The organism is Methylophilales bacterium, assembly GCA_019823025.1.
In the GTDB taxonomy this organism is placed as follows: Bacteria; Pseudomonadota; Gammaproteobacteria; order Burkholderiales; family Methylophilaceae; genus BACL14.
On the sequence record CP081940.1, the window covers coordinates 1,213,274 to 1,226,521 of the forward strand.

General features: G+C 36.1%; 15 protein-coding genes. 3 read left to right on the top strand and 12 right to left on the bottom strand.

Annotated elements, in window-relative coordinates; translation table 11 throughout:
- Positions 1 to 4: 4 nt before the first annotated feature.
- Together K6112_06460 and K6112_06465 are read left to right on the top strand one after the other, a co-directional pair.
- The gene (locus K6112_06460) at positions 5 to 646 is read left to right on the top strand and encodes a carbonic anhydrase (protein QZP17660.1); all 642 of its coding nucleotides are present in this window, start codon (positions 5 to 7) and stop codon (positions 644 to 646) included.
- A 161-nt stretch (positions 647 to 807) separates the two neighbouring features.
- Entirely contained in the window at positions 808 to 2,199 is a 1,392-nt protein-coding gene (locus tag K6112_06465; protein QZP17661.1) for a putative porin, read from the top strand.
- Between the two features lie 55 nt (positions 2,200 to 2,254).
- On the opposite strand, the gene fdx is transcribed toward K6112_06465, so the two are convergent.
- The 10 genes from fdx to K6112_06515 form a co-directional block, all read right to left on the bottom strand.
- On the bottom strand, positions 2,255 to 2,584 hold the full coding sequence (fdx, locus tag K6112_06470) for an ISC system 2Fe-2S type ferredoxin (protein ID QZP17662.1): 330 nt from the start codon (positions 2,582 to 2,584) through the stop codon (positions 2,255 to 2,257).
- 1 nt (position 2,585) lies between these two features.
- Entirely contained in the window at positions 2,586 to 4,439 is a 1,854-nt protein-coding gene (gene hscA / locus K6112_06475; protein ID QZP17663.1) for a Fe-S protein assembly chaperone HscA, read from the bottom strand.
- A gap of 4 nt (positions 4,440 to 4,443) precedes the next feature.
- Positions 4,444 to 4,935, bottom strand: a complete 492-nt coding sequence (gene hscB / locus K6112_06480; protein QZP17664.1) for a Fe-S protein assembly co-chaperone HscB — start codon at positions 4,933 to 4,935, stop codon at positions 4,444 to 4,446.
- On the bottom strand, positions 4,932 to 5,255 hold the full coding sequence (iscA, locus tag K6112_06485) for an iron-sulfur cluster assembly protein IscA (protein QZP17665.1): 324 nt from the start codon (positions 5,253 to 5,255) through the stop codon (positions 4,932 to 4,934). The genes hscB and iscA overlap by 4 nt, the downstream gene beginning before the upstream one ends.
- A 1-nt stretch (position 5,256) precedes the next feature.
- The gene (gene iscU / locus K6112_06490) at positions 5,257 to 5,637 is read right to left on the bottom strand and encodes a Fe-S cluster assembly scaffold IscU (GenBank protein QZP17666.1); all 381 of its coding nucleotides are present in this window, start codon (positions 5,635 to 5,637) and stop codon (positions 5,257 to 5,259) included.
- A 24-nt stretch (positions 5,638 to 5,661) separates the two neighbouring features.
- Positions 5,662 to 6,864 (bottom strand): IscS subfamily cysteine desulfurase, encoded by a 1,203-nt coding sequence (locus K6112_06495; GenBank protein ID QZP18501.1) that lies wholly within the window; start codon positions 6,862 to 6,864, stop codon positions 5,662 to 5,664.
- A gap of 40 nt (positions 6,865 to 6,904) precedes the next feature.
- A complete protein-coding gene (locus K6112_06500) occupies positions 6,905 to 8,044 on the bottom strand; it encodes a cysteine desulfurase (protein ID QZP17667.1) in 1,140 nt (379 codons plus the stop codon).
- A 7-nt stretch (positions 8,045 to 8,051) separates the two neighbouring features.
- A complete protein-coding gene (locus K6112_06505) occupies positions 8,052 to 8,531 on the bottom strand; it encodes an Rrf2 family transcriptional regulator (protein QZP17668.1) in 480 nt (159 codons plus the stop codon).
- A 71-nt stretch (positions 8,532 to 8,602) separates the two neighbouring features.
- Positions 8,603 to 9,283 carry a serine O-acetyltransferase gene (cysE, locus tag K6112_06510; protein QZP17669.1) on the bottom strand — a complete coding sequence of 227 codons (681 nt, stop codon included), beginning with the start codon at positions 9,281 to 9,283 and terminating at the stop codon, positions 8,603 to 8,605.
- Between the two features lie 55 nt (positions 9,284 to 9,338).
- Entirely contained in the window at positions 9,339 to 10,082 is a 744-nt protein-coding gene (locus K6112_06515; protein ID QZP17670.1) for an RNA methyltransferase, read from the bottom strand.
- Positions 10,083 to 10,150: 68 nt separating this feature from the next.
- On the opposite strand from K6112_06515, the gene K6112_06520 reads away from it, so the two are divergent.
- The gene (locus K6112_06520) at positions 10,151 to 10,957 is read left to right on the top strand and encodes an inositol monophosphatase (GenBank protein ID QZP17671.1); all 807 of its coding nucleotides are present in this window, start codon (positions 10,151 to 10,153) and stop codon (positions 10,955 to 10,957) included.
- A gap of 16 nt (positions 10,958 to 10,973) precedes the next feature.
- Here K6112_06520 and K6112_06525 read toward each other — a convergent pair whose 3' ends face one another.
- On the bottom strand, positions 10,974 to 11,453 hold the full coding sequence (locus K6112_06525; GenBank protein QZP17672.1) for a peptidylprolyl isomerase: 480 nt from the start codon (positions 11,451 to 11,453) through the stop codon (positions 10,974 to 10,976).
- 76 nt (positions 11,454 to 11,529) lie between these two features.
- The gene (gene nadB, locus K6112_06530) at positions 11,530 to 13,128 is read right to left on the bottom strand and encodes an L-aspartate oxidase (protein ID QZP17673.1); all 1,599 of its coding nucleotides are present in this window, start codon (positions 13,126 to 13,128) and stop codon (positions 11,530 to 11,532) included.
- Positions 13,129 to 13,248: the final 120 nt, after the last annotated feature.

Sequence of the window (13,248 nt, forward strand, 5' to 3'; positions counted from 1 at the left end):
AAATATGAGTACTGCAAAGAATATTAATCGTACTAATTTATTGCCCAAAGATGCATTAGATCTTCTTGTGCAAGGAAATCAAAGATTTATTAAAAACGAACAGCAAGATAAAAATTTATCTGAAATACGTGAAGCACTTAAAAATAATCAGCAACCGTTTGCAGCTATTCTTGGTTGTAGTGATTCAAGAGTTGCACCTGAACTTATTTTTGACCAAACTTTAGGTGATCTATTTAGTGTGCGCCTAGCTGGAAATGTTGCCTGTAGAAAAGCAATTGGCAGCTTAGAGTATTCCTGTAAATATCTGGGTTCAAAAATTATTTTGGTGATGGGTCATTCTAATTGTGGCGCGGTAAAAGCAGCATGTGATAATTTCGAAGAGGGTAACATTACTGAAATTATTAAGCTGTTACAACCTGCAGTTTCTGAAGAAACAACGACACCTGATCCAGATAGAAATGCTAAAAATAGTGAGTTTGTTTCTAATGTTTGTTTTTTGAATGTGAAAAAACAGATACAAAATATTATTAATCAAAGTGATATTCTTAGAGATCTGCTTGATAAAAAACAAATTGGCATCATTGGTGCTGTTTATAATTTTGCTTCAGGTCAGGTTGAATTTGATCTTCAAAATGCTTCTCTTTAATAATCTTATCAATCATCCTTCATAAAAATAAATTTCTAAAGTCCTAAGTGTTTTAATTTTTGTCATAGAAGTGTCATAAAAAAATTTAATAATTCTCTTGTCGCAAATATTTATATTTATTTGTGAAATATTAAAAAACAAGGAAACGGAGAATTATTTAAATGAAGACAAATTTAATTAAAGGTTTAGTGATGTCAGCATTAGCTTTTTCAGTGCCTGTATTTTCAGATACTACTGAAGATTTGGTTAATGCGCTTGTCACTAAGGGTATTTTAACTGAAGACGAAGCAGCCCTACTTACAAAGCAAAATGCAAGTGAAAGTAAAGCACGTGATCAAAAAGTGAAAAGTAAGTTGTCGATTAGTAAATACCTCGATGAAGGAAAACTTTACGGTGATATTAGGGTAAGACAGGAATGGAGAAGTGCGGATGAGTATGGTGGCAATGATTCTGTTGATCGAAGTAGGCAACGTTACAAAGTTACTCTGGGCTTTAAAACTAAAATTTCTGAAAATTGGTTTACAGATCTTGCCCTTGCGATGGGTTCAAAAGGTAGATCTGATAATGCAACTTTAGGTGGTGGTGGTTATGCAGAAGCTAAAGAAGAAATATTTGTTAAACGTGCGATGCTTGGTTGGAACCCGACTGATTGGCTGACATTGCAAGCAGGTCGAATTAAAAATCCTTTATATACAAAACCAATGATTTGGGATAAGGATCTGACATGGGATGGTGTTTCATGGAAAACTAAATATAAAATGAGTAAGCAAACAACTATTTCAACGACTGGTGGTGTTAATACAATGCAGGGTGATGATACGCAGAGTAGAGAAAGTACTGATAAAAATTCACAATATCAGCTTTCAGCTCAAGTATTTGGTAAGCATAAATTTGATGCAAAATCTGGTCCCTCATTTAAAACAGGCCTAACTTATACAATGTATACGAATAGTGATGGTGGCGTGTATGATAAAGATGGTAATACAGCACAAGTTTTTAATCCATCTGCTGAAGGTAATGACGCACAAACTTCTATAAACGATCTTTCATTAATCGAAATACCTGCTGATTATAAGATGATGGTTAAACCTGGTTTAGGCATGACGATATTTGGTGACTACGCTTATAACATAGATGGCGATGACCGAAGAAAAGCAGCGATTGATGCTTATGGGATTAATGGTGGATCTGATGATAGCTCAGCATATATGCTAGGTATCGGTTTTGGCTCTTACAAAGACTTTAAAGCTTTAGATAAAGGCAAGCAGAAAAAAGGTGATTGGAAAGGTAACTTATGGTACCAAGAAGTAGGGACCTATTCAGTTGACCCTAATCATGTTGATTCCGATATCTTTGATTCAAAAGTTAACTTAAAAGGAATTGCATTTAAAGGGCAATACATGATTGAAGACAATGTTAAATTTAATATTGCCTACGCTCATGGTGAAATTAACGATAAATCTGTAGGCTGTACTCCAGGTGTTGCTGGCGATACAAAAATGTGTATAGACTCTATGGATTTGCTCCAACTAGATGTGACCTATAAATGGTAGGTCATTAGTACGACCCGTCTCCTTGGCAAGAAAAACCCACTTCGGTGGGTTTTTTTTATTCTGAAGCTAAATTGATTGTATATTTGGGTATTTCAACCGTAATGTCTTGATCTTTGACTTTTGCCTGGCAAGACAGTCTTGAAGTAGGCTCTAATCCCCATGCTTTATCTAACATATCATCTTCTTCTTCTTCAGATTCATCAAGTGAAGAAAACCCTTCCTTAATGACAACATGGCAAGTAGTGCAGGCACAAACTTGGTCACAAGCATGCTCAATATCAATATGATTTTTCAACAAAACACTACATATTGATTCACCAGCTTTAGCTTCTAAAACATCACCATCTGGGCAAAGGTCATGAGGAAGAACAATAATTTTGGGCATTTTAAAATTCCAGTTTGTTAATAGATTTTCCAGTTAAGGCTTTTTGAATAGATCGATCCATTCTTTTTGCAGCAAAGGACTCGCTTTGCGCATTTAATTTTTTATTCGCCTCTTTAATTTTATCGTTATTTGATGACTTGATGGAATCAATTAAGGCACTCAGATCCTTTTTTATTGAATTGAATTCTGATTCTGAAAGCAAATCATTGTCAGTATCTAAGGCTTTTTGTGTTAGCTCAATTAATTGAATTGCCTCTATTTTAGTTTCAGCAAGCACTCTGGAATTCTTATCCTCTTCTGCTAAATCAAATGAAGATTGGAGCATTGTTTTGATTTTATCCTCCGATAAACCATAACTAGGCTTTACTTCTATAGATGCTTTCGCATTTGTAGTTGTTTCTTCAGCAGAAACCGATAACAAACCATCGGTATCCACCTGAAAGGTAACTTTAATTTTTGCCGCACCTGCAACCATAGGGGGGATTTTTTTTAAGGTAAATTTGGCTAAAGAACGACAATCATCGACTAATTCTCTCTCTCCTTGAACAACATGAATAATCATGGCAGTTTGACCGTCTTTATAGGTGGTAAATTCTTGCGCCATCGCAACAGGCAGCGTTGTATTTCTTGGAATAATTCTTCCCACAATACTTCCCATTGTCTCAATACCAAGGGAAAGCGGAGTTACATCTAACAACAGAAGATCTTCTTCTCCATTGCCCGCTAAAATATTTGCCTGGGTAGCAGCCCCTAACGCGACTACTTCATCTGGATTTAAATCATTAAGGAGTTCTTTTTTAAATAAGTTTTTCACAGCCTCTTGAATACAAGGCATGCGTGTTGAGCCTCCAACCATGATAATGCCATCAATTTGGTCATTATTTAGTTGTGCATCACTTAAAGCACTTTTAGTTGCTTTAAGTGTTTGTTGGATTAAGTCTTGAACTAAGGTTTTAAATTGTTCTTGTGTGAAAGTTTCTTTAATTTCTATGTCACTAATTTTTTTCTCTATCACCACTTCGTTTTTAGTTGATAGTGATTCTTTAATTTCTTTTGCAAGGATTGATACAAGAGCCTGCACTTCAATATCTTTTACTTTTAATTTATATTTATCATTTAAAAAATTGACAATTGCTTGATCAAAATCGTCACCTCCCAAATTGGCATCTCCATGAGTAGCTAAAACCTCAAATAAACCTTTAGATAAGTTCAAAATAGAAACATCAAATGTACCACCACCTAAGTCAAAAACAACAAAGTGACCCATCGATTTTTTATCTAAGCCATAAGCAACTGCAGCAGCAGTTGGTTCATTAATCAAACGTAAAACATTTAGTCCTGCCAATTCACAAGCATCCTTTGTGGCCTGTCTTTGGGCATCATCAAAATAAGCAGGAACAGTAACGACGGCACCCATAAGTTCACCACCTAAGTTCTTTTCAGCAACAGATTTAAGTGTCTTTAAAATTTCTGCAGAGACTTCAATAGGGTTTTTCATTCCAATTGAAGTTTTTATATTTATAACGCCTTCACCATCAGCTAGGTTAAGAGAAAAATGATCTTGATTGATATCACTAATGGTTTTACCAATAAGTCTTTTAGCTGATGAAATTGTATTTTTTGGATCTTTACTTAAAAGGTTCTTTGCATCATTTCCAACGAGAACAGAGTCTTTAGAGTAATGAACAATCGAAGGTAGAAGGTTTGAATTATCATTTATATTTAAAATAGTTGGACTGCCACTAACAACCGAAGCCACAAGGGAATTAGTCGTCCCAAGATCAATACCAATAACCCTCCTATGCTCATGAGGCATTGTGCTTTTCCCAGGTTCAGATATTTGTAGGAGTGCCATTTATTTAACTAAGAGCATTATTAATTTTATGAAGAAGCTTTTCAATAAAATAAAGTTTATCGATTGAGATGGCAGCATCACTCCAATTATGATCATGATCAATTTGCGTTGAAATCAATAAAGAATATTCCTCATATTTTTTATTGATAGTCGATTTAAACTCAGTTAGTTCACTACTATTTTTTTCAATGGCTTCAAAATGTTCCTCCCATTCCATCTGTTGCATTAAAAAATCAGGAGGAAGTGTAATTTTTTCAACAGATTTATGTAGCGACAAAATATATTTTGCCCTTTTAATTGGAGACTTCAAAGTTTGATAACCATCATTAGCCTGTGTGGACTTAATCATCGACTGAACCTTCTCATTTTCTGATGAAGTTGCAAACCTATCTGGATGAATTTCTTTTTGTATCGCGCGATAATTCTCTTGCAACATCTCTAAATCTATTTGAAATTTTTCAGGAAGATTAAATAATTCAAAGTAATTTTGGGTCAAACTGTAAAGCTTTCTCCACAACCACAACTATCTTTCACATTTGGATTGTTAAATTGAAATCCTTCATTCAATCCTTCTCTTACAAAATCTAATTCAGTACCATCGATATAAATAAGACTTTTTGGATCAACTAAAATTTTTATTCCATGGCTTTCAAAAATTTGGTCTTCAGAGCTAACTTCATCAACAAACTCTAATACATATGCCATACCAGAGCAGCCTGTTGTTTTTACACCAAGCTTCAAGCCAACACCCTTACCTCTTGAGTCTAGGTAACTTTTTGCTCTGTTAGCAGCTTTTTCTGTCATTGAGATTGACATCTTATTTTTGTTTAGATTTTAAATCTTCAACGGCAGCTTTAATTGCATCTTCAGCTAAAACAGAACAATGAATTTTAACTGGGGGTAGAGCTAATTCTTCTGCGATGGCAGAATTTTTAATCTCTGATGCTTGGTCCAATGATTTGCCCTTTAGCCATTCTGTTACTAACGAACTCGAAGCGATTGCAGAACCACAACCATAGGTTTTAAATTTTGCATCTTCAATAATTCCATCATTGCCCATCTTGATTTGTAATTTCATTACGTCACCACACGCAGGTGCACCAACCATACCCGTACCTACATTTGAATCTTCTTTGTTAAATGATCCAACATTTCTTGGGTTCTCATAATGATCTAAAACTTTATCGCTATATGCCATGCTAGTTCTCCAAATAAATATTAATTAATGCTCTGCCCATTCTACTTTTTCTAAATCAACACCATCTTTAAACATTTCCCATAAGGGTGATAATTCTCTTAATTTATCGATCTTTTCTTTCAATAACGCTATTGTAAACTCAACATCGGACTCAGTGGTAAATCTTCCGATAGAAAAACGGATGGAACTATGAGCAAGCTCATCCGAACGACCTAATGCTCTGAGAACATAACTCGGTTCCAAACTTGCTGAAGTACATGCTGAACCACTGGATACTGCAATTCCTTTAATAGCCATGATTAAAGATTCACCTTCGACATAATTAAAACTAATATTTAAATTATGAGGTACTCTTTTTTCCAAGTCACCGTTTATATAAGTTTCTTCAATTTCAGTGAGGCCTTTGAGAAGTTTTACTTGTAAGTTTTTGATACGGTTATTTTCCTCATCCATTTCTTCTCTGGCAATTTTGAATGCTTCACCCATACCTACAATTTGATGAGTTGCTAACGTACCAGAGCGCATACCTCTTTCATGACCACCACCGTGCATTTGTGGCTCTATTCGAATTCGTGGTTTACGCCTAACATAGAGGGCACCCACGCCTTTTGGGCCATAGGTTTTATGAGCAGAAAAACTCATCAAATCTACTGGTAGTGTCTCTAAATCAATCTTAACTTTACCGGTCGCTTGAGCTGCATCCACATGAAAAATGATATTATTTTCACGACAGATATTTCCAATGGCTGTGATGTCTTGGATTACTCCGATTTCATTATTAACTAACATCACTGAAACTAAAACGGTATCTGGTCGTATCGTTGATTTAAATTTTTCAATATCTAACAGACCATTAGGTTCTGGCTCCATATAAGTTGCCTCATACCCGATTCGCTCACATTCTCTCACAGCATCAATCACCGCCTTGTGTTCAGTGGCCAGAGTAATAATATGTTTTCCTTTTTTAGAATAGAAGTTACTCGCTCCTTTAATTGCTAAATTGTTGGATTCTGTTGCACCAGATGTCCAAACAATCTCTCTAGGATCGGCATTCACCAATAGTGCAATCTCTTTCCTAGCATCCTCAACAGCTTTTTCAGCTGTCCATCCATATGGATGGCTTCTTGAGGCTGGATTTCCAAAATCTTCCGTAATGTAGGGAATCATTTTTTCTGCAACACGAGGGTCTACCGGTGTAGTTGCAGAGTAATCCATATAAATTGGCATGTCGTATAACTTGTTTTTCATAATATCCTTATCATTTTTGTTAGGCTGCCACAGCAGTCAATTGTTTTAATCTATTTACTTCATCTTTAAGTGTATCTATGAAGTCATTAATTTCATTCTCATTACTTTCCACACCCAGGCTAATTCTGAGAGCACCCTGGGCTAAATCTAAATCAACACCCATCGACAAAAGAACATGACTAGGTTCATCGCTTTTACTTGAACAAGCTGACCCGCTAGCGACGGCAAATCCTTTTCTATCGAGGGCTGTCAATAATGTTGACCCATCAATATTCTTAAAAGAGAAAAATGTCGTATTACTCAACCTATGACTTTTTTCACAAAAAATAATTGCTCCTAAATCTATTAAAGCTTTCTCAAGAGTAGACCTTAATAAGTCAATATTTTGTTCAAATATGACTCTATTTTGACTCGAACGTTCACAAGCTTTCCCAAATCCAATAATAGCCGCAATATTTTCTGTCCCACTTCGTAAACCTTTTTCTTGACCGCCTCCTTGCATATATGGAAATAGATCAATTTTTTTATTTATAATGAGCGCAGCAATACCTTGAGGACCATAAATTTTATGACTAGAGATAGTCATAGCATCAATATCAAGCGCTTCAAAATCAACTTTAATTTTCCCCAACGCTTGAACTGCATCGGTATGAAACTGAATTTTATTATCTCTTGCCCAATCTGCAATTTCTGCAATATTTTGTATGACGCCTGTTTCGTTATTGGCCATCATGACTGAAAGAAAAGTTAAAGATTGTTTCATTTCATCAGAGATATCAGAGATATTAAAGATGCCATTAGAATCAACTGGAATTTCTGAAACCTTGAAGCCCTGATTAGCTAATGATTTAATAGGCTCTGATATACAAGGATGTTCAATAGAGCTAAATCCAAAGTGAGACTCAGGATAAGCTTTTGCAATGCCATTTATAATCGTGTTGTTTGATTCGGTTCCACTTGAAGTAAAGATTACTTGAGATGGATGTGCATTCACCGAAGCGGCAACTTTTTCCCTCGCTTCTTCTATGGCTGTATGGGCACTTCTGCCAAACGTATGATTAGATGCAGGATTACCTTGTTGAGCAGTTAAAAAAGGTAACATCACCTTTAAGACCTCAGGATGAAGGGCAGTCGTTGCATTGTTATCTAGGTAAATCATTTATAAATTAAAAAGCCCCCATTTTATTTGACTCACTATTATTTTTATTAGTTGCAAACTCAATAGACTGATTCTCAGATTTATTTCTTTGTGTTTTAACTAATTCATCTAGTGTGGTTGACTCTAAATAATCAAGAATCTTACTATTCAAAGTAGTCCATAAATTATGGGTGATGCACTGATACCCCTCGTTACAATTTTCTTTGCCGCCACATTGGGTTGCATCAATTTGCTCATCAACTGAAGAGATAATATTTTTAATGCTAATATTGTCATGATTTTTGGCTACAAGGTAGCCACCGCCTGGTCCGCGAACGCTTTTAACTAAACCCTGTTTTCTTAATTTTCCAAAAAGTTGTTCAAGGTATGACAATGAAATTGATTGCCTCTGACTGATTTCAGACAATTTAATGGGCATATCTTTTTCATTTAAAGCCAGATCAAGCATAGCTGTAACAGCAAAACGACCTTTAGTGGTTAATTTCATGATTGTCTAAAGTATCAAATAAAATTAGATTTTATAATACTTGACTAAATTAATCAAGATTAAAGCTTCGTTTATGTGCTCTTTGGAGATGCCTTTTTGGGCTTATCTTTTTTCTTAGTGAGCGCCTCAATCTCTCTTTCTTGTTTTGCGACTTTATTAATAAGCGCTTGGATTGATTTCACCATTGGATCATCTTCATCTTTACCCACGGCATAAGGCCTAAAGCTTGTCCCTTTTTTAGTTTCCTTGACAGCGCGAGCAGGGATCCCGACGACCGTTGCATCTTTTGTGACATCACTTACAACAACCGCATTTGATCCAATTCTAGCCCCAGCTTTAATCGTAATAGGCCCTAAAACCTTTGCTCCTGCACCAATCACCACTTTATTTTCTAGGGTTGGATGTCTTTTGCCTTGTTTCCATGAGGTTCCACCTAATGTGACACCATGATAGAGGGTGCAATCATCGCCAATAATTGAGGTTTCACCAACTACAACACCCATACCATGATCAATAAAACATCTCCTTCCAATTTGTGCACCTGGATGAATTTCAATTCCTGTTAGAAACCGACCAATATGTGATAAAAATCTACCTAACCAAAAAAGCTTAATGGACCATAATTTATGTGAAAGCCGATGAATTAAAATGGCATGTACTCCGGGGTAAGTGGTCAATATTTCTAAGTAGGAACGGGCTGCAGGATCTCTTTCAAAAACAATAGAGAGGTCTTCTTTAAATTTTTTAAACATAATAGTTTTTTGATATTCAATTTAAAATTTAGTACAAATATTGTCTCATAAAAATTTAAGTTTTATCTTTAATTTTTTTTTGTATATCGGTCAGTATGCCTCTTAATATATTCACTTCATCTTTTTCCATGGTGGTTCGATTAAATAGCAACCGAAGCCTTTGCATCAAACGTTCTCCTTGTATTTTTTTTAAAAAACCTATCTCTGTTAGTAATTCTTCTAGATGGAGATAAAAGCCATTTTGCACTTCATGCGTGACCAATTCATTTTCTTTAGGCGGCTGAATTATTTCAGTTTCTTCACTTAATTGCATACGAATTTCATAGCAGATAATTTGAACAGCCTGCGCAAGGTTAAGGGATGAGTAATTTGTGTTTGAATTGATGTAACCGAGCATATGACAATGTTTAACCTCATCATTCGATAACCCATTAGTTTCATTGCCAAATAGGAGGGCTATTTTTTTGTTGTGAGATTCACTTTTAAGGCTTTTAGCGATCTCCCTTATGTTTTTATGGTCCTGGGAAAGCTCTCTTTGCCTTGCGGTAAAACCAATGATTAAGTGACTATCTTTTATTGCGTCCTCAATCGTACTCACAATAGTTGCATTGGCGATGATATCTTCAGCCCCCGCCGCCAATGCATTGGCCTCAGTATGTGGAAATTGCTTTGGATTTACCAGTGTTAGATGACTAAAGCCCATGGTTTTGATTGCGCGTGCAGATGAACCAATGTTGCCGGGGTGGCTGGTTCGACAGAGCACAATCTTAAACTGATCATAATTTATTTTGGATGACATCGAATTTCTCTGTAAAATGATTGCGAAATATACAACCGTGATTTTACCATTTAATTTATAAGGTCCTTATGCACCCGTTACTCAATACCGCAATCAAAGCTGCCAGAAGAGCTGGCTCTATTATTACTCGTGCGTCAGAAGATATTAGCTCGCTAACCATTACCAGTAAAAATATGAATGACTTTGTAAGTGAGGTAGATTTAGCATCTGAGAAAGAAATTATACGGGTACTTTCTCAAGCTTACCCTGACCATGGATTCATTGCTGAGGAAAGTGGTTTATCAGAAAAAAAAGAGAATATGTGGATCATTGATCCACTCGATGGAACAACGAATTTCTTGCATAATATACCCCAATACTGTGTATCTATTGCATTAAAGCAAAAGGAAGAAATTACGCATGCAGTTGTGTATGACCCCAATAGAAATCATCTTTTTACAGCATCAAAGGGGCAGGGTGCTTACTTAAATGATAGAAGAATACGGGTTTCTAAGAGCCCAAAACTGCAAGATTCAATTATTGGAACTGGCATTCCTTTCAGAGACTTTACCTACCTCCCCCAATATCTTGTCATCCTTGAGGAAATTGTTAAAAAAACGGCAGGCATTAGACGCCCTGGATCTGCTGCACTAGATTTAGCTTATGTCGCTGCAGGCTGGTTTGATGGATTTTGGGAAATTGATTTATCAACATGGGATGTGGCTGCAGGTGGTTTAATCGTATCTGAAGCTGGTGGAATCGTGAGTGATTTTGATGAAAAAAACAATTGGTTGTTCACTGGCAATATTGTTGCAACGAATCCAAAAATCTATGATCCATTAATTAAAATAATTCAGCAACACATACCAGAAGATCTAAAAATTAGACGTACATAGACGTACATAAATATTTCTAATGTTGATGCCCGCCAGGCCCATGAACATGTTTGTGGGAGATCTCTTCGTCTTTAGCAGATCTTACATCCTCAATTGTGGCAAGAAAGCTAATTTTTTGACCTGCCCATGGATGGTTTCCATCTACCTCAACCTTGCCATCAGCAATATTTTTGACGTAGTAGATAATCACTTCTCCCTTCTCATCCTCCCCCTCAAAAGCCATACCTTCTTTAAGTTGTGACTCAGGGAATGCGCTCGTTAGTTCTAATTGAACTAAACCTGGATCATACTCACCAAATGCTTCTGCAGGTTCGAGTGCAATTTCAATTTTATCTCCTTTGCTTTTATTATGAATCGCTTCTTCTACTTTTGGAAAGATCTGGTCATATCCTCCATGAAGATAGGTAATGGGTTCCTTGCTTGATTCAAGTATATTGTTTTCAACATCACGAATTTCGTAGTTCATCGTAACAACTGTATTCATAGAAATTTTCATTACTTGTACCTTTTCTTTTATATTTAAAACTATCAAAAAGTTCTTAAACTTAAGCTATTAGGCTCTAATATAAGCCCTATGATTTTCTGTAATCTTCTGGGTTTAGAATGGTGTTTTTTGCAATTTTAGCAGGTTTCGGAAAATCTTTACTGTAGTGCAAGCCTCGGCTTTCCTTCCTTTCTATTGACGAAAGGACTATTAATTCAGCGACTTGCAATAAGTTTCTTAATTCGATGAGGTTTGAGGAGATCTTAAAATTCTTGTAAAACTCACCAACTTCATCCCTCAACATATTAATGCGATGAAGTGCTCTAGATAATCGTTTATTAGTTCTTACAATCCCAACATAATTCCACATAAACCTTCTCAATTCGTTCCAAGTGTGCGTAATCAAAACTTCTTCATCAGCATCCGTCACTCGACTCTCATCCCATTTTGGGAGTTGATGATCATGTGTAAAGTCATCATTTAAAATAGATGATGCGGCAGTCGAAGAAAACACCAAACATTCTAATAAGGAATTACTTGCTAGACGATTTGCACCGTGCAGCCCGGTAAAAGAGACTTCTCCGATGGCATAAAGCTGATTAACATTTGTTTTACTTGCACGATCAGTCATGAGTCCACCACACGTGTAATGAGCCGCCGGCACCACTGGTATAGGGTCTTTTGTTATATCAATCCCACGGTCTAGACAACGTTCAAAAATCATTGGAAACCTTTTTTTGATAAAGTCCGCAGGTTTATGACTAATATCTAGATACACACATACTAATCCTTTTTGTTTCATTTCATAATCAATCGCTTGGGCCACAATATCTCGAGGGGCTAAATCACCTCTATCATCATATTTTTCCATGAATGTTTCGCCACTTGGAAGCACTAGTTTAGCTCCCTCCCCCCGCAAGGTTTCAGAGATAAGAAAAGATCTATCTTTTTCATCAAACAAGCAGGTAGGATGAAATTGAACAAATTCCATGTTGGCTACTTTGCATCCTGCCCGCCAACCCATGGCAATGCCATCACCTGTGCTGACATCTGGATTCGTGGTGTAGAGATAAACTTTACTTGCACCACCGGTTGCTAAAACAATATGGTTTGATGTGAATGTTTCAACATGATTATTTTTATTATTTAGAATATAAGCGCCGAGACAAGTATTTTTCTCCATATCAATCTTCATTTTTTCTGATGTGATGATATCGACGGCGATATGGTGCTCTAGAACAGTAATATTAGGATGAGATAAAATCCTTTTAATTAAGTGTTCCTGAATTGCTTTGCCTGTGGTGTCAGCAACATGTGCAATTCTCATCTGGGAGTGCCCCCCCTCGCGAGTGAGGTGTAAATCGTTATTTTGTTTATTTTTTGTAAAATTAACTCCAAGATTCATCAGCCAATCTAGTGCCTTCTCACTATTGTTAGCTACGAATTCAGTGATAACCTCATCACATAGCCCAGCACCAGCATTCTTAGTATCATTTACATGTGACGAAATAGGATCTTCGGGCGATATTGCTGCAGCAACTCCACCTTGTGCCCAGTGACTTGAACTTTCAGTTAATTCTGTTTTACAAATAATACCAATGCGCTTATGATCAGCTAACTTTAAGGCGGTGGATAGGCCAGCTAGACCACTTCCAATGATAAGTACATCAAAATTCTTTTTCTTCATTTTTTATTGATTATTTAGGAACTTTTAATAATATTATTAGTCATTTTATTGTCTCTTAAAAAAAAGAAAGAAGTTCATTATGCAACCACTAAAAGTCGTTTCTGAAAATTCTACAGTGTA